At 40.0% G+C, this 22,081-nt stretch carries 18 protein-coding genes; all 18 read right to left on the bottom strand.

Annotated features, from left to right (window positions below; translation table 11 throughout):
* Nucleotides 1-148: NAD-dependent epimerase/dehydratase family protein (locus CWM54_RS16805; protein WP_133124474.1), on the bottom strand; the 148-nt coding region annotated here is incomplete at its 3' end.
* A 154-nt stretch (nt 149-302) separates the two neighbouring features.
* A complete protein-coding gene (gene rfbK / locus CWM54_RS16810; protein WP_100697880.1) occupies nt 303-1,673 on the bottom strand; it encodes an O9 family phosphomannomutase RfbK in 1,371 nt (456 codons plus the stop codon).
* 23 nt (nt 1,674-1,696) lie between these two features.
* The gene (locus CWM54_RS16815; RefSeq protein ID WP_012967599.1) at nt 1,697-3,112 is read right to left on the bottom strand and encodes a mannose-1-phosphate guanylyltransferase/mannose-6-phosphate isomerase; all 1,416 of its coding nucleotides are present in this window, start codon (nt 3,110-3,112) and stop codon (nt 1,697-1,699) included.
* 226 nt (nt 3,113-3,338) lie between these two features.
* Nucleotides 3,339-4,745: an NADP-dependent phosphogluconate dehydrogenase gene (gndA, locus tag CWM54_RS16820; RefSeq protein WP_100697882.1), complete on the bottom strand. Its 1,407-nt coding sequence runs from the start codon at nt 4,743-4,745 to the stop codon at nt 3,339-3,341.
* A 299-nt stretch (nt 4,746-5,044) separates the two neighbouring features.
* Entirely contained in the window at nt 5,045-6,442 is a 1,398-nt protein-coding gene (gene wcaJ / locus CWM54_RS16825) for an undecaprenyl-phosphate glucose phosphotransferase (protein ID WP_074388097.1), read from the bottom strand.
* A gap of 64 nt (nt 6,443-6,506) precedes the next feature.
* Nucleotides 6,507-7,661, bottom strand: a complete 1,155-nt coding sequence (locus CWM54_RS16830; protein WP_100697884.1) for a glycosyltransferase family 4 protein — start codon at nt 7,659-7,661, stop codon at nt 6,507-6,509.
* A gap of 72 nt (nt 7,662-7,733) precedes the next feature.
* The gene (locus CWM54_RS28100) at nt 7,734-8,744 is read right to left on the bottom strand and encodes a cellulase family glycosylhydrolase (RefSeq protein ID WP_133123765.1); all 1,011 of its coding nucleotides are present in this window, start codon (nt 8,742-8,744) and stop codon (nt 7,734-7,736) included.
* Nucleotides 8,745-8,771: 27 nt separating this feature from the next.
* On the bottom strand, nt 8,772-9,896 hold the full coding sequence (locus CWM54_RS16835; protein ID WP_074388095.1) for a glycosyltransferase family 4 protein: 1,125 nt from the start codon (nt 9,894-9,896) through the stop codon (nt 8,772-8,774).
* Nucleotides 9,893-10,936 (bottom strand): hypothetical protein, encoded by a 1,044-nt coding sequence (locus CWM54_RS16840; RefSeq protein WP_133123764.1) that lies wholly within the window; start codon nt 10,934-10,936, stop codon nt 9,893-9,895. The genes CWM54_RS16835 and CWM54_RS16840 overlap by 4 nt, the downstream gene beginning before the upstream one ends.
* A 4-nt stretch (nt 10,937-10,940) precedes the next feature.
* A complete protein-coding gene (locus CWM54_RS16845) occupies nt 10,941-11,906 on the bottom strand; it encodes a glycosyltransferase family 2 protein (protein ID WP_165785941.1) in 966 nt (321 codons plus the stop codon).
* Between the two features lie 27 nt (nt 11,907-11,933).
* Nucleotides 11,934-13,154 carry a hypothetical protein gene (locus CWM54_RS16850; protein WP_074388093.1) on the bottom strand — a complete coding sequence of 407 codons (1,221 nt, stop codon included), beginning with the start codon at nt 13,152-13,154 and terminating at the stop codon, nt 11,934-11,936.
* A 48-nt stretch (nt 13,155-13,202) separates the two neighbouring features.
* Nucleotides 13,203-14,159, bottom strand: coding sequence for a hypothetical protein (locus tag CWM54_RS16855; protein ID WP_074388092.1), 957 nt, complete (start codon nt 14,157-14,159; stop codon nt 13,203-13,205).
* 18 nt (nt 14,160-14,177) lie between these two features.
* The gene (locus CWM54_RS16860; protein WP_133123763.1) at nt 14,178-15,050 is read right to left on the bottom strand and encodes a polysaccharide pyruvyl transferase family protein; all 873 of its coding nucleotides are present in this window, start codon (nt 15,048-15,050) and stop codon (nt 14,178-14,180) included.
* A 4-nt stretch (nt 15,051-15,054) separates the two neighbouring features.
* Nucleotides 15,055-16,578 (bottom strand): lipopolysaccharide biosynthesis protein, encoded by a 1,524-nt coding sequence (locus CWM54_RS16865; protein ID WP_100697890.1) that lies wholly within the window; start codon nt 16,576-16,578, stop codon nt 15,055-15,057.
* A gap of 99 nt (nt 16,579-16,677) precedes the next feature.
* Nucleotides 16,678-18,852, bottom strand: a complete 2,175-nt coding sequence (locus CWM54_RS16870) for a polysaccharide biosynthesis tyrosine autokinase (protein WP_100697892.1) — start codon at nt 18,850-18,852, stop codon at nt 16,678-16,680.
* 16 nt (nt 18,853-18,868) lie between these two features.
* Nucleotides 18,869-19,303 (bottom strand): protein tyrosine phosphatase, encoded by a 435-nt coding sequence (locus CWM54_RS16875; protein WP_100697894.1) that lies wholly within the window; start codon nt 19,301-19,303, stop codon nt 18,869-18,871.
* Nucleotides 19,304-20,440, bottom strand: coding sequence for a polysaccharide export protein (locus CWM54_RS16880; RefSeq protein WP_074388088.1), 1,137 nt, complete (start codon nt 20,438-20,440; stop codon nt 19,304-19,306). It lies immediately after the preceding gene.
* A gap of 145 nt (nt 20,441-20,585) precedes the next feature.
* Nucleotides 20,586-22,019: a capsule assembly Wzi family protein gene (locus tag CWM54_RS16885; protein WP_100697896.1), complete on the bottom strand. Its 1,434-nt coding sequence runs from the start codon at nt 22,017-22,019 to the stop codon at nt 20,586-20,588.
* Between the last annotated feature and the right edge of the window lie 62 nt (nt 22,020-22,081).

Raw genomic sequence — 22,081 nt, forward strand, 5'->3', positions numbered from 1 at the left:
CGCTCCCGGCTACCGGCGCCAGGGATTCGAGGTTGCCGGCATAGGTCAGGCAGTCCATCACACGGACTTCGTCCAGGGTATTTTCGATGATATGACGAACTACGGCAGAGCCGATAAAGCCTGCGCCACCTGTTACAAGAATCTTCATGATAATCTGGTCCGAAATAGTTTCTTTAATAAAAGGGCACGTCATTTTTAAATGCCCTTTTAATATAAGAGAGCAATTAATGAAACTGTTGATATAGAAAAACATGTAATGTCTTTCAATAACAAAAAGTATTTTCATTAAAGGCTTAATAAATTTATGAAAGGAGATTAAGTATTTCTATTGTTTTATTCTCCATTAGGCTGATATCCGCTCTGGACTCTACGTTCAGACGCACCACCGGCTCCGTGTTGGACGTGCGCAGGTTAAAGCGCCACTCAGGGTATTCAATACTGATACCGTCCGTTGTGTCGATGTGTGCGGCCGCCGGCTCATACTGCGCCCGGATGCGCGCTATCGCCTCCGCCGCATTCCCCAGCTTGCGGTTGATCTCCCCCGACGCCGGGAACGCCGCCTGGCGGTCCGCCACCAGCGATTTCAGCGAACTGTTCTTCAGGCACAGCAGCTCCGCCACCAGCAGCCACGGGATCATCCCGCTGTCGCAGTAGGCGAAGTCGCGGAAGTAATGGTGCGCGCTCATCTCCCCGCCGTAGATGGCGTCTTCCTGGCGCATCCGCTCCTTGATGAACGCATGCCCCGTCTTCGACATCACCGGCTGGCCGCCGCTGCGGGTCACGATGTCCACCGTGTTCCACGTCAGACGCGGGTCGTGAATGATTTTCGCCCCCGGCTGCTTCTGCAGGAACGCTTCCGCCAGCAGGCCGACAATGTAGTACCCCTCGATAAACGACGCCTCGTCATCGAACAGGAAGCAGCGGTCGAAGTCGCCGTCAAAGGCGATACCCATGTCCGCCTGATGCGCACGCACCGCGTCGGCGGTGTCCTGGCGGCACTCCGGCAGCAACGGGTTCGGGATACCGTTCGGGAAATGGCCGTCCGGCTGGTGATGCACCTTGATAAAGGTCACCGGCGCCCCGGCCGCCGCGAAGCGTTTCTCCACCTCATCAATCACGTGTCCCGCCGCCCCGTTGCCGGAGTTCACCACCAGCTTCAGCGGACGGGTAAAGTTCGCCAGGTCCACGTAGCCCATCAGGTGGTCGACGTACTCCTTCAGCACCGATATCTGACGCAGGGTTCCGCGACGCGCCGGGTCCACCGGTGGGAACTGGTTTTCCTCCGCCAGGCGCTGGATATCCCGCAGGCCGGTGTCGCCGCTGATGGGCTTCGCGTTCTCGCGCACCAGCTTCATGCCGTTGTAGTTCATCGGGTTATGGCTCGCCGTCACCTCGATGCCGCCGTCCACCCCGAGGTGGAAGGTGGCGAAGTAAATCTCTTCGGTGCCGCTCAGGCCGATATCCAGCACGTCGGTGCCGGCGTCCATCAGCCCGCGGGCCAGCGCCAGCTTCAGCGACTCGCTGGTGAGGCGCACATCGCCTCCCACCACTATCTTCCCGGGTTTCAGAAATTCGCCGTAGGCGCGGCCGATACGGTAGGCGATGTCCTCGTTCAGCTCCTCGCCCAGTTCACCACGGATGTCATAAGCCTTAAAGCATGTTAACTGTGTCATTCTGCGTTTTGTCCCGAAAAAAATTAGCAACGACCATACTGGTCTTTAATACGAATAATGTCGTCCTCGCCGAGGTACGACCCCGACTGGATCTCCAGCACTTCCAGCGGAATACGGCCCGGGTTTTCCAGGCTGTGCTCGGCGCCAATCGGAATAAAGGTGGACTGGTTCTCGGTCAGCAGGAACTGCTTGCCGTTGACCGTCACCTGGCCGGTGCCGGCGAGGATGACCCAGTGCTCGGCGCGGTGGTGGTGCATCTGCATCGAGAAGGCGCCGCCCGGTTTCACCGTGATGCGGTTGACGTTGAAGCGCGGGGTCTGGACCACCACGTCGCAGCGGCCCCAGGGACGGTAAATCTCGCGGTGGCGCTTGTACTCGCTGCGCTGGTTCTGCTTGAGGAACTCGACCGCCTTCTTCACGTCCTGGGAACGCTCGCGGTTCATCACCAGCACGGCGTCCTTGGTGCTGACAATCACCAGGTTCTCCACGCCGATGGCCGCCACCAGCTTCTCGTCGCTGTTGATGTAGCAGTTTTCGCTGTTGTGCACCCACGCGTCACCGCTGAGGACGTTGCCCTGCTCGTCTTTCGGGCTGACCTCCCACAGGGCGGACCAGGAGCCGACGTCGCTCCAGTCGGCATCGAGACCGACCACCACCGCGTCGGCGGTTTTCTCCATCACCGCGTAGTCGACGGACTCGTCCGGGCACTCGCAGAAAATGTCATGCGGAATACTGATGAAGTCGCTGCCGTTGTCGGCGGCATTGACCGCGGCCTGGCAGGCTTCGAGGATATCCGGGCGGAATTTGGCCAGCTCGGAGAGGTATTTTTTGGCGCGGAACATAAACATGCCGCTGTTCCAGTAGTACTCCCCGGAGGCGAGGTAGGCCTCGGCGCGCTCGCGGTCCGGCTTCTCCACGAAGCGGGCCACCTGGTATGGGGTGTGGGCGCTGTCGGTGAGCGCCACGCCGCGCTGGATGTAGCCGTAGCCGGTTTCCGGGGCGTTCGGCACGATACCGAAGGTGACCAGATGGCCTTCATCGGCATACTGCTCGGCGACGCGGATGGCGTCGTGGAAGACCGGCTGGTTATTGATGATATGATCGGCAGCGAGCACCAGCATCAGCGGGTCGTCGCCGTGGCGGGTGGCCTGGAGGGCCGCCAGGGCGATGGCCGGGGCGGTGTTGCGCCCGACCGGCTCAAGAATAATGTTGTTGGACAGCTTGTTGAGCTGACGCAGCTGTTCGGCCACCAGGAAGCGGTGCTCTTCGTTACAGATGACCATCGGTTCATGGATTTCAAGGCCCGAGAGTCGGGTGATGGTTTCCTGCAGCATGGAGTTCTGCCCGTACAGCCGGAGGAACTGTTTCGGGTAAAGCTCGCGAGACATCGGCCAGAGACGACTGCCGGTACCGCCAGCCATTATCACAGGAAGTAACATATTAATTTCCTTTAATTAAAACCCTGTTATTTAACACCCAGTAATTTACTGAGGCCAGAAGCAGATTAATATAGGCGTACAAGATAATAAATATGGCAAATTCTTAAAAAGGTTAAAAATTAGATATTAGAAATATTTTTAGAAAGGAAATGCTTAAGGTCAGGTTGCAACATTAAATATAAAATTAAAAACAGTCAGGCCAAATGGCCTGACTGTGTGAAGAAATTTATTCCAACCACTCTGTGTGGAATACACCTTCTTTATCAGTACGCTTATAAGTGTGCGCACCAAAGTAATCACGCTGAGCCTGAATCAGGTTAGCTGGCAGAACTGCGGAACGGTAGCTGTCGTAGTAGGCAATTGCGGCAGAGAACGTCGGTACCGGAATACCATTCTGCACGGCATAAGCCACCACATCACGCAGCGCCTGCTGATAGTCATCAGCGATCTGTTTGAAGTACGGCGCCAGCAGGAGGTTAGCAATGCCAGCGTTTTGCACATAAGCATCGGTGATCTTCTGCAGGAACTGCGCACGAATGATGCAGCCAGCGCGGAAAATCTTAGCGATCTCGCCGTAGTTAAGATCCCAGTTGTATTCATCAGAAGCAGCACGCAGCTGGGAGAAGCCCTGAGCATAGGAAACGATTTTACCGAGGTACAACGCGCGACGCACTTTTTCGATAAATTCCGCTTTATCACCGGCCGGTTGAGCCTGCGGACCACTCAGCACTTTCGACGCGGCTACACGCTGGTCTTTAAGCGAAGAAATATAGCGAGCAAACACGGACTCGGTGATCAGAGACAGAGGTTCGCCGAGATCCAGTGAGCTCTGGCTGGTCCACTTGCCGGTACCTTTGTTTGCTGCTTCATCAAGAATAACATCAACGAGGTATTTACCCTCTTCATCCTTCTTGGTGAAGATATCTTTGGTAATATCGATCAGGTAACTGCTTAGCTCGCCTTCGTTCCATTCGGTGAAGGTTTGCGCCAGCTCTTCGTTGGAAAGTGCCAGACCGCCTTTCAACAGCGCATAAGCTTCAGCAATCAGCTGCATGTCGCCATACTCGATGCCGTTATGAACCATCTTCACATAATGGCCAGCACCGTCAGCACCGATATAGGTCACACATGGCTCACCGTCTTCAGCAACTGCAGCAATCTGCTTCAGAATCGGAGCAACCAGCTCATAGGCTTCTTTCTGCCCACCAGGCATGATGGAAGGCCCTTTCAGAGCACCCTCTTCACCACCGGAAACACCGGTACCGATAAAGTTAAAACCTTCGGCAGACAGCTCGCGGTTACGACGGATTGTGTCCTGGAAGAAGGTGTTGCCGCCATCAATGATGATGTCGCCTTTGTCGAGGTAAGGCTTCAGGGAATCGATGGCGCTGTCGGTGCCAGCCCCGGCCTTCACCATCAACAGGATACGGCGTGGTGTTTCGAGGGATTCAACGAACTCTTGTACTGTATAGTAAGGGACCAGCTTCTTGCCTGGATTTTCGGCAATCACTTCTTCGGTCTTTTCACGGGAGCGGTTGAAAACGGAGACGGTATAACCACGGCTTTCGATGTTGAGCGCTAGGTTGCGCCCCATCACGGCCATACCGACAACCCCGATCTGTTGCTTGGACATTACATACTCCTGTCAGGTGTGGTCACTGCGACAAATTCGCAGTTTAAGTGGTCACTATGTTAGCGCAAAGATGACAAATATAATAGAGAAAGGATATTGAAAAATCTGAACTGAACAGGGCTTATTCAAGGTTAAAAACACTATAAAAAACAATCAATAAGCGCGGTATGAATAAAAATAAAGCATGCCAGTCTGAACACATTACTACCTGAGTATCAGATATGCCAACAAATCTTTAAAAAAAGGATATGTTAAATTTAACCTCAACAAAAAAAATTAAGTATCATAATTTGTAAAATTCAATATGCAGACTTATTAATAAACCCTTTAAAAACAGTTAGAAAAATTATTTTTAAATCCAACCAAATACTCCACCCACGGATATATAACAGATCGTACTCAATTCTTTTCTCCATTTTTTCAAGAGTATCCGTTTCCCCTCTCCATCCATTAATTTGTGCAAGACCAGTAATACCAGGTTTAACTTTATGCCTCAGCATATATCCTTGTATCAAAGATCTATATTGTTCATTATGTGCAACTGCATGAGGTCTTGGTCCAACAACAGACATTTGGCCAAAAAGAACATTAAAAAATTGAGGTAACTCGTCCAAGGAAGTACTTCTTAAAAATCTACCTACTTTCGTTACCCTGGTATCATTCTTAGTTGCTTGTTTAACACTGCTGTCATTTTCCATAACCGACATACTTCTAAATTTCCAAACTTTGATAGGTTTACCATCCATACCGTATCGTATTTGCCTAAATATAACTGGCCCAGGTGAGGTAAACTTAACGGCACATGCAATAACAATCAGAATTGGCGAAATAATAAACAGAATAATCGATGCGACGATTATATCCTCAAGTCGCTTAAAAACCATATTAATGCCATTCAATGGTGTATCGAAAAGAGGAACGACAGGAACTCCGTTAATTTCTTCGGTACGTGACTGCAGAATATTGAATGTGAATATATCAGGTATTAATAAAACAGAACAAGTAGTATTAGTTAGCTGAGAAATAACATTTTTAATTACAGCTTCATCCTTCATGTTTAAAGCGATATAAACTCTATCAATTTTACCATCTTTTGCTTCATGAATTAGTGCATCCAAACTTCCACCATAAGGAACACCATCTAAATCTATTTGCGCATTATCATCATATATTCCCTTAACTACAAAACCTAACCATGGCTCCTCCATAAACCCTTTAAGTAAGTTGATACCTACAGGGGTTGCCCCAACAACAGCAACAATACGGTTGTTATAGCCTAATTTCCTTAGAAAACCAGCACATAACCGAATTCCAGAACGGCAAAAAACAAACCCGATCGTAACAAAAAAAAACCAAATAATTAACACATGAAATGGAATATCGAAAGATGGCGTAAGTGATACTATACCCAGTGTTAATAAAAAACTAAGGGACCAATTTTTAAGAATAAGAATTAATTCAGTAGAAATTTTAACACCACGCCAGGAACGATAGAAATCAGTAATCCCACCTATCATTTGGAAAATCACTATTACCGACAAAGCAATTACAAGATCTTTATATCCGAAGTCAACCCCACTGAAAACACAAACTAAATATAACCCAAGAAAAACAATAGATATGTCTGAAAATCTTTGAACCATTGATATTAAAGATGCATTAGCATTAGCACGAGCACGATGCGTGAAAGTTTTCATAGAAATCTCACCATAACCATGGCAGGGTATTGTTTAAACATAAATATTTTTAACCCCAAAACGTTTAATAAGTGATTTTTTTAGATTCCTGAAATTTTAACCACTTGTCCTTAATGAAATTGTCCATTTCGTTTTTAAATCGCGATGATGAAAATCTAAGAGAATTTAACCGACAATTTTCAGGTTCGAAAATTTCAGAATTCTTTTCGAAAGCATTTACTTGACTAATAATCGATTCAATAGTTTGTTCACTGAAAAATAAACCTGTTGGATTATCTACTCCTAAAGGCCGGATTGTTTCCAGCGAACCTCCTTTGCCAAATGCAATAACAGGGGTCCCGCAAGCTTGAGCCTCAACAGGGGTTATACCAAAATCTTCTTCAGCTGCAAAGACGAAAGCTTTTGCGTTTTGCATATGCTCTAACATTATATGATTGGGTTGATATCCCAAGATTTCAACATTTTTTGAAGCTTTTGACTTTACCTTACCTATTTCACTGCCATCACCTATAACTACCAGTTTTTTTTCAGGCATTTTAGAAAATGCTTCAACAATCAAGTCAATACGCTTATATGGCACCATTCTTGATGCAGTAAAGTAATAATCTTCCTTTTTATCATTGAGTGTAAATCGTTCTACGTCTACAGGAGGATAGATGACCGTAGACTCACGATTGTATACTTTTTTGATACGCCTTGATATAAATTGAGAGTTTGCAATGAAATGATCAACTCCATTAGCCGTTCGATAATCCCAAAGTCTGATTTTATGTAATAAGTATTTTACAATAGAGGCTTTAATTCCTTTATTAAAGCCTGCTTCCCGTAGATATTGGTGTTGTAAATCCCATGCATAACGTATTGGTGAATGGACGTAACTTATGTGTAATTGGTCAGGACCGGTTAAAATACCTTTAGCAACAGCATGACTACTAGATAGAATAATATCATGCGAAGAAACATCCAATTGCTCAATCGCTAAAGGCATTAATGGCAAATACTTTTGGTAGTTCTTTTTGGATTTTGGTAAATTTTGAATAAATGACGTTACAGCATTTTTTCCATGTAATTCATTCCGAGCTTCAGGCTGCAAAAAATCAACTATAGAGTATAGCTCTGAATCTGGAAAAATATCCAGGAATTCTTTTATTACACGTTCAGCCCCTGCATAAGTGACCAGCCAATCAGCAACAATTCCAACATTCGGTTTTTGTGACATAAGGAATCCTAACACACCATAAATTTTTGTTTAAAGGTTCTATATCATAGAAAGACAGTAATAAACCTAAGCTTACCAGCAACCTTTACTTTTAAGAGAACTTACAATTGGTTTATCATCCCAATTATATTTATAAATACCAAACCCCGGTTCTGTAGGATGCGAATTATTTGGTAGCCCATCTCGTATCTGATAAATAATAACAGCAGAAATGCCAATTTTCTTTGCATCACAAATAGCATTACTAATAAATTGGTTTTGCGAGCTTTCACTTACACCTTTATTAGAGTTTGCTGTACTCCAGCCTATTTCTGTAATAAAAAGAGGTTTATTAGAAAATCCCCTACTTTGTTTAATAAGGCTAGACGCATATTTTATTTGTGATAGATAGGCCCAGTAGCCGTTATATGGTGGAGTCCTATATATAACATAAGGATGAATACCAATTACATCAGTATAGTTGGCCATATCTTGTGACAAGAAGACTCTCAAGAAATCCTCAGAAGTAAGACCCAACTCTTTATTAAATGCACCATTAGAAAATTCACCGGTAATGATGACTGACGCCGGATTTATTTTTTTTATGACCGGATAAGCAGCCTTAACTAATATCTTGTAATCGCGAACACTACCTACTGAAGTTGCTCCGGCTGTACCATTCCATTCATTCCATATTTGATAATATTTAACACGTCCCTTAAAATGATTCACCACATATGATGCATATCTTACATATGCATCAATGCTATCTTTATCTGTAGGCTTGTCTCCATTTTGATAATTCTTATTGCCATAAGCCAGTATCAAAATAGGCTCTAAACCTAATGCTTTTTGCTCATTTATTACTTCATCCCATTTTTGCGGGATTGATAATTGGCCTTTATTGATTTCAACATCGCGCCATAAAGCATCCATTCTTACATACTTAATACCAGCCGCTTTTATTTTGGTATTGGCAGTGCTTGGGTTTAACGAAGTCGGATTATTTGATAATAAATGAGCCGCAATTCCTAGGTTGAAATCTTGTGCATAACTGACGGAGAAATAACAAACACAGCATATACATACAAACCATTTTGACATATAAGCCTCATCTGCATAGCAGCTAAGTTATTTAATATTATTGATATAGCCAGAAATATTAGTAAACAAAACAGGTAATGAAAAGTCTTTAGTAGCCTTCTCTCGCCCATTATTAGCAACAATTTTATACTTATCTCTATTAGCGTTAATGTCATTTATAGCTTTATTAAGACTTTTTATGTCCCCTGGCGGAACTAATATACCATAAGATTCATCATTGATTATTTCAGGAACACCTCCAGAATCAGTCGCTATAACAATACGACCGGCAAGCATACCCTCAACTACAACTCGTCCAAAAGGTTCTGGAGAAGTCGAAGAATGTATAAATATATTACACCATGAAAGATGCTCTTTAATATCTAATGAGAAAGGACAAAACTCTACTCTATGTTGCAAATTATAATCTGATACAAGTTTTTTTAAATGATTAAAATATTCATCTTCTCCGAAGTTGGCAGAACCTACAATTCTTAGTTTTACGAATTCAAGATCTTTAATTGCTTCGATTACAATATGTTGCCCTTTCCAAGGAGATATGCGACCTAAAGATAATATATTTAAAGACTCATCATAGAAGTTAATATTATCAATATCTAAAAAATCGTCGCTGTTAACCGCATTTAATATAACTGTACATTGTTTACTATTACCCCCAGAAGATACAAAGCACTCTTTAGTATAAGAAGAATTTGCAATGACATTTGTATGGAATACTTTGGTAAAATTAATGACAGTTTTTATAACAATGGGAGAAAAATTATCTTTTGTCAGTGCGTCTCGCAAGTGAAGTATAACCTTCTTTCTTATACCAATAAGACTCAAAGAAGATATTACATACGATTTAAAAGAGTTTGTATACACTATGTCATACTGCTTCAATAGTTTTCTAATAGTAAATAATTTGGAAGCCAGTAAAAAAGCAGACTTGCAAACTTTGAATATACTAACATCTCTTCTTAACGGATATAATATTTTTTCTAAATCATATAGTTTTACATCAACGTTTTTATCTTGAAGCATTTTGTGAAATGCACCATCTCCGAAGAGTAAAACGGATGAGTTTTCTTTCAAGTGAACAGCTATATCGAATAATGAAAGTTGAGCCCCCCCAATACGAGATGTATGGTCAACAAATATTGTTTTTTTCATGATAGTTCCTTTTTATTGGTGCATATATTTTTAATACGCATAGAAATATACTCACCAAAATTTTTCCATGTATTATTTTTGATAAAGTTAGACAAATTATCAGAGTATATATCTTCTATATTTTCAATCAAGCCGCCAATTTCAGAGTAATTAGAAAAAGTCTTGCATACTCCTTCTTTTTCCAGATCCTTGAATGCCCCAACATCAGGTCCAATAGCAAGACCACCTAAAGCAATGGTATCCATTAATGCACCAGAACTTGAGATGGAACCTGACTTGTAAGGAAATAATACGCACTTACTGTCTTCAATTAACAAAGCTAATTCTGAAAAATCGACTTTCCTATTGTGAATTTCAATGTTATTTGGGCAATAATTCAAAAGCTCCTGAAAATAACTTTCATTTTTACACCTACCAATTATTAGCATTTTATCAATATTTATTGTTTTTGTAGAACTATAGAATTTTAGAAACTCCAGTATTCCTTTATAAGGTTCAATAGTCCCCCAAATAATTGCATCATATTTTTTATTTTCTTTATTGATTTTGTAGGGTGGTGATTTTATATTTATTAATGAATTATTAATTGGATGATGTACGAATATAATTTCGCCTTTTGTCTTTTTATTACCTTTTAAAAAATCCTCAGCCTGCCTAGAATGAGTGATAATTATATCACTTTGATTATACAACAAATGCAACATTAGTTTAACAAGCTTATTCTTCCCTTTGTGCGGAAATATATTATGCATTACCCATATGATTTTTACATCCCGTACTCTTAGAACAATAAAAATAAAAACAGCAATAATAAATTGAATTATCGCAAACCTTTTAGTCGCAACATTCTCTATCCAATTTAAAATCACAACATCGCTCTTAAAAGAAGAGAAAAAGAAGTCTAAAATGTCCACGGAACACTTTGATTTCTTATTGATGTTAAAATCAGTGTTTAAGGAATCAATAAACTCTTGGCAATAGGGATTGTTTACTACTTTTGCTTCATCATTCCGAGGTGGTGGATAAAAATATATGTTCATTATATTACCTAGACTTGGCTTTCGCTTTTTTTAAAGCAAGTAAGTTGATAAAGACATAGTCTTTCAATGAAATGTTATATTTCTTGAGCTTTGACAACCAATAAAAAAAATTATAAAAATAGTTTTTTCCATTGAAGAAACCACTATACGCTAGTGTATGAATGTTTTTTTTACGTTTCAACTTACCTAAGTCTTTTATAATTATATGTTTGATTTGCTCGTCTTGTTCATTAAGATTGGAGCATTCTGATAAAAATTTATTATACCAATTATACTCATATACAATAGCTTGTAGTTTTAACTCAACAGAACCAGAAGATGAAATAGTTATCGGACTTCTTCTGTAATTTAATAAGGGCTTATTAATATGAATGATACCATTATTCCGCATTGCTTGATATGCAGTTATATCATCAGATGCCCAAGCTAACTTATTATAAAAAAAACCATTATTTTCAATCAGGAACTTACGTTTATAGATAAAATCAGAAATAAATTGCTGACGAAATCCATTTAATCTATGCCACATGTTATCTAGCAAAGATTCATATTGAGGCCAACTTTGAGTTAACGATATAGTAACTGAATTTTCGTCAATTATTTTTGATCTGCAGTGGAATACATTAAACTCTGGATACTTCAAGATTGTATTATAAAACTCTTGGAGATAATTCTTATCCAAGGTATCATCATCACCCATCAGTAAAAAATAGTCACCTGTTGCAAATGATAAACACTTATTCCAATTACCTATAACTTCTTCAGCACCATAATTTTTTTCATTTCTAGTATAAATTATGCGATCGTCATTAAACTTATGTATTATACTATCCAGATCTTCTGGAGATGCATCATTTACAATTATTAACTCAAAATTTACATATGTCTGATTAATTATACTTAGTACGCAATCATATAAATACTTAGCCTTGTAAGCTGGTATGCCGATCGAAAATTTAATGTCATTCATTCTATATCCCATTATTAATTAAAAAACCTAAGAGTATTGGTATTTTAGTTTGTTAACCCTGCTGAGATTATCCATTTCTAATAGATAAAAAGAAATACATATTGGTATTATGTCTTTAAATATCCATGACGATGTTACAGATACACATGCTATATAAATTATAAACATCTTTGCGTAAACAATATCAGAAGAAACAGATTGTTTAGCAGCTCGCAGAAACATGAGTATATATAGAAATAACCCAATAAAGCCAAATCGAATAAAGACTTCTGCATATCCAACGTCACTTAAAAAATAGGCAAATTGCTCTTTAATGTTCACTTCCTTATGCCCATATAGTGACTCTACATGTGGAACCCCGTTCCCAAAAATATCAGTGAATATATTTTTGGAATAAGAGGTTAAAAAATATTGATACTCTAATAGTCTAACATTTTCATTACCCGTGTTATGATCTTGTAACTGTTTAGTACTAATGTAGATTAGTCTACTTACTAAACTATCATCGTTCACATTAATATTAATGCCATTCACTATGATAACGAGAGTAGTTAAAGCAACTATAATCCAAAGCCATTTCGTTTTTCTCAAGAGATATACTGTAGAAATCAAAAAACTAAACAGAATCATTTGGCGAGCAACTTGCAATATAATTATCGCGAATAAAAACACAAAGCATATAATCCATTTAACATTTCGCTCATAAGCATATTTAGTTACAGCAATAAAAAAACCAAGAACTAGAAAACCCTTCCCTTCTAATGATAATCTAAAAATACCTCGGCTATCGTCAATGCCAGCATCAGGGTCAGAACTAAAAATCACTTGTGGGGCTTTTATCATACCATAGCACCATAAGATTATATAAACACAACAAAAAAGGAATGCAATCCTCTCTAATTGTTCTTTTTCGGGTTTTACTTTCATTAAAAGGAAAAAATATATCAACCCTAAATATGGTGCTGTCGCCCTAAAAGATAATATTATATCTTGCCCCCAAAATAGTAAGGAGCTGAACATGGAAAAAACGATAATTAAAAGTAAAAGACGAAATGGAATTTCATACTTGGATTTTCTCTTTATTTTAAAAAGACTTGGCAGTAAATAAATGATCAATCCCGAAATCATTGCAAAAAATAACAATTTTGCAATAGTTACATTAATGCTAACATAATGATAGAATTGATAAAAAATTACGGGGTATATATATAACATATAAAGCCCGATATTATTTTTATTTATTTTCATTACAAATCTCTTTAAATAATCTTGTTGTTATGGTTTATAATTTCTATATCACCAATAGCACCCATCTTCAACTTTTGAAAACCCCTCAATCTTAGTTTTTTGGCCGGGTCTAACCCAATGCTCATTATAAAACCTACTAATTTGTGGCAAATCATCCCAACGTTTTCCTTTAATACCGAATAGAACCTGAGTCCACCCAGCCAGATGAATTGATTGTTTCCCTAAATCCTTTATAAAAGAAGCTAAAGGTAAACCGTAGGCTCCACAGCCAATTATTGCCACATCGAAATCCATTTTCTTAATATCATTTTGCATCTTTTCTAACGCCTCAAACCATGTTTTGAACTCAGTTTTGTTATCGAGCATAGAAACTATTGGTTTGTATGTTAGTAGTTCAAAGTTAGGTAATACATCAGGATCTGACCATATATTCTCGCGATTCTCATATTGGCTTTTTATTTCATCAATGAATGGATGTATAACTAAAACTTTACGTCCCTCTAAATTTTTAGTCCAAGGTTGCTTATATAAAAACGGCGCGTAATATCCATTTAAATTTACTTTAACTGAGTTTACTAGGTCTTGGGAAAAGTACTTTTCATTATAAATATAACTACCAAGCACATCGATATTTTTAATTCCCTGATGATAAACTTGATAAAATTGTGCTAATAACGAACAATCATTAGGAAAGAAACCGGCGTTACTGCATAATGAATCAAGTTTAATCTTCCACCAAAGTGTTGGTTTTTCACCTCGAAAATAATCAATATAATCTTTTAAATTATAGGACTTTTGCTTATTACATAGATGAGATACAAGTGCATTCAATTCTATGGTGCCAAATTTAGCTACCATAATTGGTTTTTGGCTTTTGATTATGTTTGAAATATAATCATTTGCCTCCTGCCCCTTTAGTTGCACATAACCTTCATATAATTTTGTACCTTCTTTTCGCCCAGTAGCATAGACTATTATTTTTCGAATAATTCTAAAAATCACCATGGCTTCAACCTATAAGTATTATTTAAATTTATCGAGCACTGGGAAAGGAGCAATCGACAATAAGTTATCCTGCATTTTTTTAAGATCAGTGGTTATCCTACTGATTTTGGCATGTTCTAAAAATGCCGATTCATAATCTTTTACTAATTCTTCATAGTTTTCAAAACCATCGTATGGCTTAATTCCTACAGAATCAAAATAATCATAGAATTTTATACCATCAGTATTTATATCATTATGCTTAATCCACAATGTAGGTATATCATATGCTTGCGCTACAATGACTCCGTGCAGTGAAGTAGAAAGAATGTATTCACAAGAAATTATCTCATCAACAACAAACTCTATATCCTTCGTTTTTAAATCTATAACTTTTATATGTTTATTACTTCCATACTTGTTTTTAAAATAATCATAGTCTTTAAGGTGAGGAATGATACCAACCTTATACTCTATTTTCTTTTTAGGGTAATATACTCGTGGTAAAAGTAAGCCAGGATCCCCCCAAATAGAACAATATGGAAATCCTTCTTTATGGAGCTTTTCTGCTGAGAACCGCCCTCTCACAGCATGTAATGTGCCACCTTCGGCCCTCTCAAAATTGTTCATATAGCCACTTCCCCAAACGGAAAAGTTATTTCGTGAGCGATCAAGCAAAGAACCGATTCCTAATACAACATTCTCGCGACTGTTATACGGTAACATTCGATTAAAATCGTACTTTCTGAATGTTAAAAGACATTTTGCCAATGACCTTAACTCTTTATAATATGATGGTGTTTTGTAATTTCTATATTTAACAGGTAGCCCTGATAATTTTGATATCAAATAAGGATTAAGTGCATCCCCAAAGTTTTCAATATTACACCAATGTACTTTAACTTCTTTCATTATTTTAACCTTTCTTTTTAAGTATTTTTGACATTTTGTTAAATAAATAAATTCTTTCTTCGTTTGTTATACCAATAGAACAAATTGTGGTTATCGTACAAATGAAACAGAGCATGAAAATAATTACAATGGAAACTATATCTTGACCTACTAACCAATAATTCTTGACTAATATTGGAATAACTGAAGCTATTACAGATACACTCAAACAACTAAAAATTACTTTTTTGAAGTATATAATTATTTTTGTTTTTAATAACTCTCTGTAAATCAATAACCTGACTACAACACAAATTAATGAAAGCGCACAAGTAAGAATTACTGTTACTTCAGGCGATAACCCCAAACTTAACAGCATATAGGCAAGAGGTACAGACGTCAGCAGGATGCAACCAACGATAGTTTGATATTTTCTTATATTACCTGTGGCTTGAATGGCTGAAGTTACTGTACCTGAAATAGTTTCAATCAAAATATTAATAATTACTAGCTGACAAAATAATACTGTATGGGGAGGAATGTTTATTAGCCACCATTTCAATATTGTGTCTGTTTCTAGCAGAAACGGGAGCGCAACCACAAACATAAAATAGTACGTGACGCGAGAACTTAATAGTACGATACGTTCCATTTCATCATGCTTACCCTCAGCATATAACTTAATAATATGAGGGTTTGCAGCCATCTGAACATTTCCAACAAATGTTGTAACTTGAGCCTTTATTTGATAAGAAATACTTCTCGCAGCGTTTACTACTGGTCCAAAAAAAATATTTAATGTAATGTTTATCCCTTGGTCAACCATTATATTTGCTATTGATGTAAAAGAATTCCAACCAGCATAACTCGTTAATTCTGAATATATTTTTCTTTCTTTTACTAACATTAACTTCGTTTCTATAAATGCTAACTTACAAAACACATAGTATGCGAAAGTTATTACGACAGCGACCAAAAGCATTAATAATGAATACAACTTCAACTTATCAAATGAAATATATACAATGGTGAAAGCTAAACCAAGTTTAAGCAATGCCTCAATGATACTGCTCCAGGCAAAAAAACTCATTCTTTCTTTTGCAATAATAAAAGATGTAAATGGCACCCTAATGATTGTAAATATAAATGTAAAGATGGACGCATGATATACAAATATAGCAGCGTCATATCTTTCTTTAGGTATATTTAAATGATTACTAACGAACCAATAACCAACAGATTCCGCAAGAATAAAGATAATGATTGCAAAAGCAAGATATATAATAAATGTTGCAGAGAATAGCCCTCTTAGTTTTTCAACATTACCTTTACCTATTTCATATGAAAAAAATCTTTGGGATGCACTAGCCATTGTATTGCTGATAAACGAAAACATCAATACAACACCACCAGTCACATTATATATGCCAAAATCGGTAACCCCTAACGTATTTAGTACAACTCTCGACATATATAAATTAACTAGTAGCATTATGCTCATGCGTATATATAGCATGAAAGCATTCTTTGCGACTTTTTTACCACTCATTATTGTATCCACGGTTAATAGACATGATATCTATATGATTTTGACATATCGATAAGTCAGGAAAGGCATATCATTTAACCATGATATGCCCATCTCTAATTATTTTTTATCTGTATAGCTATAACCGTAATGATTGTATCCGTAACTATAGTAACTGCTTGCTTTTTTAACTACACCATTTAAAATACATCCTTTAACTTTCACACCGCTTTGTTCAAAACGTTTATAACTTACTTCAATTTCTTTCGCAGTATTTAGTTCAAATCTAGCAATTAGCATTGTTGTTCCTGCATAATTGCCAATTATTGCTGCATCGGTCACTGCTAAAATAGGTGGTGTATCAATAATGATTAAGTCGTAATTCTGATTTGCCCAATCTAAAAGTTCATTGAACTTCGAATTCATCAATAGCTCAGCTGGATTTGGCGGTACTATACCTCGAGATATAAAATCAAAACCGGGCTCTTTCAATCGTTTAACTGCCTTATCAACAGTCACTGTACCTGAAAGTATTCCCGATAAACCATTGTCGTTTGATACATTAAATAGTTTATGCGTATATCCTTTGCGTAGATCAGCATCGACGAATAAAACTTTCTTACCAGTTTGTGCGATTACTGCGGCTAAGTTAGTACTAACAAAAGTCTTACCTGCGTTCGGGCTAGCACCAGATATCATAAGGATGTTGTTTCGAGATTCTAACATTGCGAAATGAAGGCTCGTTCTTAATCCCCTTATAGCCTCTATAGCTAGATCTGCAGGGTTCTCGACAGCTAAAAATCCAGCAGAATACTCACTATTCGCTTTCTTTTTAACACTAATTGTTTTTGCTGCCTGCATTGCTTGTTTAGAAAAGGCCTCTGCTACCGGAATACTCGCATAGACATTAATCCCGATTTCCTCTAGTTGCTCTGGTGACTCAATTCCTCTTCTAAGGAAAATTTGTAAAAAGACTAGTCCAATCGACACAACCCCACCACCTATTATACCAAGAAGCACAATAATGGCTTTTTTAGGTTTTATTGGCTTTGGCTGAGTAACGGCATTGTCGATAATTCTAACGTTGCCAATGGCACTGGATTTGGCAATGTTTAATTCTTGCTGTCTGTTCAACAACTGCATGTATACTGCTCGCCCAGACTCGACATCGCGACTTAAACGGAGTATTTCCTGTTGCGTTTCTGGCATAGCAGCCACACGCTTATTCAGTTTTCCTTTCTCATCCTGTAATGTTTTCCTTTTCTCCATTAATGCTTTATATGTTGGATGCTCTTTTGTATAAAGTTGTGATATTTCTGATTCTCTAAATGTCAATTCATTTAACTGATTATCGACATTAACAATTTGATCCAATACTGATTTAGCTTCTAAGGATAAATCAACCGAATCATTTTGGCGTCTGTACAGATTTAATTTATCTTCTGCATTATCTAACTCACTCCTTACTTTAGGTAATTGAGCACTCAAAAATTCTAAACTTTTTTCATCCTGCGCAGCTTGTCTAGATATGTTTTGAGCTAGATAATTATTACTAATACTATCAATAATATTCTCAATTAGTTTTGGATTGTCACCTATTAAAGATAATATTAATATCCCGGTGTCTTTTCCTTGATCAGAAACTGTTAATTGTTCCTGGATATCTGAAATTGCTTTCAACTTGCTAACATAGGATACAGTAAAAGAGGTGCCGGGTTGAGCAGATATACTGTCAACTTTAATCGAAACGCCTTTCTCCTCAACTAATTCTCCAACAACACCTTTGAACTTGAAGTCATCCGTTTCAATTATATAATTTTTTTCATCCTGAACTATCAAGTTAACCTGAGGTGTATCACCGTCCATTTTCGGTATATAGAGATTGGAAATTTTAACTTCTGACTCTTTTTTACCAGAAATTCTAGCCCAACCTCGTCCAAATAAAGGGAAATAATTCTCCTGCACACGAATTTGTAAATTCAAGTCATCGACAGTTTTACCTAAAATCATTCGTGATTGTAACAGTGCAATTTCCGGAGCGGATTGTGGCTGACTATCAGGTAACATTTGACTCAAATTACTTAAAATTGCGTTTGCTTGTTTTTGCTCTACTTGGACTAATGCGTCAGCTTGATAAATTGGGGTTGAAAAAATAGCATACACTAAGGCTAATAACGTGAATAATGCAGTTATTGAAATAATTAGTTTACGATGATCAATTAACTCACCGATGATTCGACCTAAATCTATTTCATCTGCTTCTTTTGTATTGGTATGTTTATTTCCCGATGACATGAAATTGTTCCTGATCTTATGAGCTTAATTTTTCAATCCAGCTATCGCCAGCTAGTTTGATTAATTGATATACAGATGCGAATGCTTCGTCACTTTTCCGATACGGATCGGGAATCTCTCGATGATTCATCCAATGACCAAAAAGCATTGTTTTACCTCTAGCTTCAGGAGCTAACTTTCCAATTTCTTCAATATGAGTTTTATCCATGACTAATATCAACTCATATTTCCTCGCTAACTCAGATGTGAACTGTCTAGCTTTGTGACCCGCTAGGGAGAGATCGTTTTGCAAACTTATTTTTTCAGCACTCGGATCTGCGGAACGATCCACTAATGCTCCAGTTCCGGCCGAGTCTATTTTTTTGGTTGGTAGATGTTTTCTCAAATATCTTTCACCAATGGGAGAGCGACATATGTTCCCTGTACAAACGACAAGAATTGAATCGAACATTTATGGCCAGTCCTTAATGAATTTTGCTGTTTCAGTCATATCATGTACACCAGAAATGGTTGGTACAAGCTGCGAAATTACGCGATTCCAACGAACCAAAGGTGCAGTTGTCACATACACAATATCATATGGTTGTAACTGAAACTCAGTGCCAAGAACCATAGCAGAAGCATCTTGCGCATTAAGTTGATAAATATTTGCTATTTTACCCTGCTTATCACCCTTTAACTGGCGAATGACAAATACCCCTGTTGCGTCGCTGAATGCTTGAGACATACCTTCGGCATTACCTAATGCTTCCGCTAAAGTCATTCCACTCCGATCCATTTTCATGGTACTTTGTTTACCCACTTCGCCCATAACAAACACTTTCAGATCGTCATTGCGGGGTACAAAGAGAATATCTCCGGGGAAAAGCAAGTGGTTCTCAGTTAAGTCGCCTTTTTGCATTAACGCGTACAATGAAACTTTAGTATCTTTACCGTCATGCGTTAATACAACATTTCGCCAATCTGCATCAGGGGCGAGACCTCCTGCAGCGTTAATAGCATCCATAACTGTTAATGGAATGTTCGTTATCGGCTGCTGGCCCGATTTTGCAACCTCACCGGTTACATAGACTTTCTGAGATCGAAACGCTGCAACGCTTACATCCACCTGCGGGCTTTCAATATAGGTGGTCAAACGGCTGGCTATATCCTGACGTACTTGGCTAAGGGTTTTCCCCGCCACCTGTACCTTACCGATATAAGGATAGAAAATAGTGCCATCGGAGTTAACCCAGTTACCAGTGTCGCTGGCGCTTCGGTATTGGCCTGCAGGCGTTGTCAATTCTGGGTGATCCCAAACAGTGACCATAAGTACATCGCCAACCCCAATGCGATATTCATAACTACGCAGTAAATTATCCAGCTGCGGATTAGGACGAGCAAGTACACTTTCAGGGCGAAGCTGATCGATCAGCCCCGGCGTCATTGGATACACATTAACCAGTTTATCCAGATCGTAGTCGCTGTCCGGCAGCTCAACCACGTTCTTCCGCAGACTATTTAACCCTTGACCGGGGATAATCGTACAACCCGATAAAAACCCGATTGCCAACGCTAATGCCGAAAATCTAACAAGTTTTTTCTTCATAATGTCACATCATCAGTAAATCAAAATTTGCCAATTCCTGAGCAGCTGTCATAGCCGTTGCTTCCCTGCCGGCTTATGGAGAGATAAAAGCTGACTGCGTCCTGCAGCGCTACCACCCTCTCTCCCCTGTTTTCAGCATTCAGCCTTATAAACTAAACGGTATTTCTATCCCTGCGCTGGCCCCAACGTCATCGCTGTCGCTGTTGTTTGCGTTGGTGTACCACAGTGAAGTATTCAAACGGACCGACTGATAAACATCTCCGCTCCACCCCAGCTGTACACCCTTCAAGGTATCAGCATGAGGGAATGCTTTATTGATCGACTGATCCTCCGGGTTAACCTTCGCGTATACCAAACGCGTGCTCCAGCGCTGGTTATCCTCCGTAATAAGCTCAACCTTACCGGCAACGAGTTGACCATCCCCGCCCATCGCATCACCCAGCGGATAGCCCTGCTGATAGTAACCATCTTTATAGATGTGATGGTTGTAGCTGTAATTGGTTCGGCTCATATTACTGCGTGTATCATGCGCTTCCAGATACCAGTTAACCGCATCCTTACCCCAACCGTGATGGCCTTCCACTCCGCCCAAAAACATATTCGCGGATGGCAGATAGCCAGACTCATCTTCACCAATCATTTGTCCATAGAAACTTACTGGCCAGCCGAGGGTTGGCTCGAGTTTAAACTTAAAATCAAACCCTGCCAGTTGGTTACCCGGCTCGTTAGCCGTACCAGTATTATCTTTTCCGGTAAAGCCATCCCAGAAGCTGCTAAAGGATTGCGGGCGCCCTTCCCCACCCCACTGCATAATACGCGATGCGCCTAATTCTAAAGACTGGAACGGTGTGAAAGTAAAACGTCCGCCGATAATTTTGGCATGGGGTACAGCGGTATATTGATTCATTTGACTAGCAGAGATTTGGTACTGCCATGGGCCCACCCAGCGCAGCCACCAGGTTTCCGGCGCCGCCTGTTCGGCTCTCTGCATCAGGAAACCGGTCATCGGCCGCATCGCATCCCCGCGGATCAAGCTACCTTCATACCCAGGCCCCCACCACTGCGGAACCTGACCAAAGGAGAGCCACTGGTTCCAGAACTTCACCGCGCCGTAGGCGCCGCTGGCGTTGAAACGCGATCCGTTGCTGATTCGCTCTCCCCCTTCAACGTTGCCCTGGAGGTGAACGTCCCACCACTCGCCGCTGTTATTGAACGCCAGGCCTAACGAATTATCCGCCGGCTGCGTCTGGCCAAACCCCTGCGGGGTGCCCGGCTGGTCGGTTGAGGTGTAGCCGGTGACCCGGAAATCAGCTTTTAAAGCAGACAGTCGCTGGTTGATACGGGCCAGGACCACTTGTTCAGAAGAATAGGACGGTTTGGCCTTTTTTAGCGCCCGGGCGATTTCTTCCTGACTTAGCGGCCAGGTTGACAAGCTCAGATGGATGACCCCACGATCGGAAAGCCAGGCAAGGTCGTTACGCAGATCATTATCATTTACTACTAACCCGGCCGCGTAAGCCTGGACTCCCAGTGAGGAAAGCAAGCCCAGCGTCACGGCAATGCGCGCAATTTTTATCATTGTACAAGATCCATTTTCAGCCCCGCTGTCGTATCTCAATGAGAATGAGGGGAATACCAAGA

This window comes from Klebsiella sp. D-Nf1 (genome assembly GCF_002810515.1).
In the GTDB taxonomy this organism is placed as follows: Bacteria; Pseudomonadota; Gammaproteobacteria; order Enterobacterales; family Enterobacteriaceae; genus Klebsiella; species Klebsiella variicola.

Excerpts from the sequence above, each read along its gene's own strand:
- CWM54_RS16840 (WP_133123764.1), bottom strand. The coding sequence starts at position 10,936 with ATGAACATATATTTTTATCCACCACCTCGGAATGATGAAGCAAAAGTA.
- gndA (WP_100697882.1), bottom strand. The coding sequence starts at position 4,745 with ATGTCCAAGCAACAGATCGGGGTTGTCGGTATGGCCGTGATGGGGCGC.
- CWM54_RS16875 (WP_100697894.1), bottom strand. The coding sequence starts at position 19,303 with ATGTTCGATTCAATTCTTGTCGTTTGTACAGGGAACATATGTCGCTCT.
- CWM54_RS16870 (WP_100697892.1), bottom strand. The coding sequence starts at position 18,852 with ATGTCATCGGGAAATAAACATACCAATACAAAAGAAGCAGATGAAATA.
- wcaJ (WP_074388097.1), bottom strand. The coding sequence starts at position 6,442 with ATGAAAACTTTCACGCATCGTGCTCGTGCTAATGCTAATGCATCTTTA.
- CWM54_RS28100 (WP_133123765.1), bottom strand. The coding sequence starts at position 8,744 with ATGTCAAAATGGTTTGTATGTATATGCTGTGTTTGTTATTTCTCCGTC.
- CWM54_RS16845 (WP_165785941.1), bottom strand. The coding sequence starts at position 11,906 with ATGAATGACATTAAATTTTCGATCGGCATACCAGCTTACAAGGCTAAG.
- CWM54_RS16865 (WP_100697890.1), bottom strand. The coding sequence starts at position 16,578 with ATGAGTGGTAAAAAAGTCGCAAAGAATGCTTTCATGCTATATATACGC.
- CWM54_RS16880 (WP_074388088.1), bottom strand. The coding sequence starts at position 20,440 with ATGAAGAAAAAACTTGTTAGATTTTCGGCATTAGCGTTGGCAATCGGG.
- CWM54_RS16885 (WP_100697896.1), bottom strand. The coding sequence starts at position 22,019 with ATGATAAAAATTGCGCGCATTGCCGTGACGCTGGGCTTGCTTTCCTCA.
- CWM54_RS16815 (WP_012967599.1), bottom strand. The coding sequence starts at position 3,112 with ATGTTACTTCCTGTGATAATGGCTGGCGGTACCGGCAGTCGTCTCTGG.
- rfbK (WP_100697880.1), bottom strand. The coding sequence starts at position 1,673 with ATGACACAGTTAACATGCTTTAAGGCTTATGACATCCGTGGTGAACTG.
- CWM54_RS16855 (WP_074388092.1), bottom strand. The coding sequence starts at position 14,159 with ATGGTGATTTTTAGAATTATTCGAAAAATAATAGTCTATGCTACTGGG.
- CWM54_RS16850 (WP_074388093.1), bottom strand. The coding sequence starts at position 13,154 with ATGAAAATAAATAAAAATAATATCGGGCTTTATATGTTATATATATAC.
- CWM54_RS16835 (WP_074388095.1), bottom strand. The coding sequence starts at position 9,896 with ATGAAAAAAACAATATTTGTTGACCATACATCTCGTATTGGGGGGGCT.
- CWM54_RS16830 (WP_100697884.1), bottom strand. The coding sequence starts at position 7,661 with ATGTCACAAAAACCGAATGTTGGAATTGTTGCTGATTGGCTGGTCACT.
- CWM54_RS16860 (WP_133123763.1), bottom strand. The coding sequence starts at position 15,050 with ATGAAAGAAGTTAAAGTACATTGGTGTAATATTGAAAACTTTGGGGAT.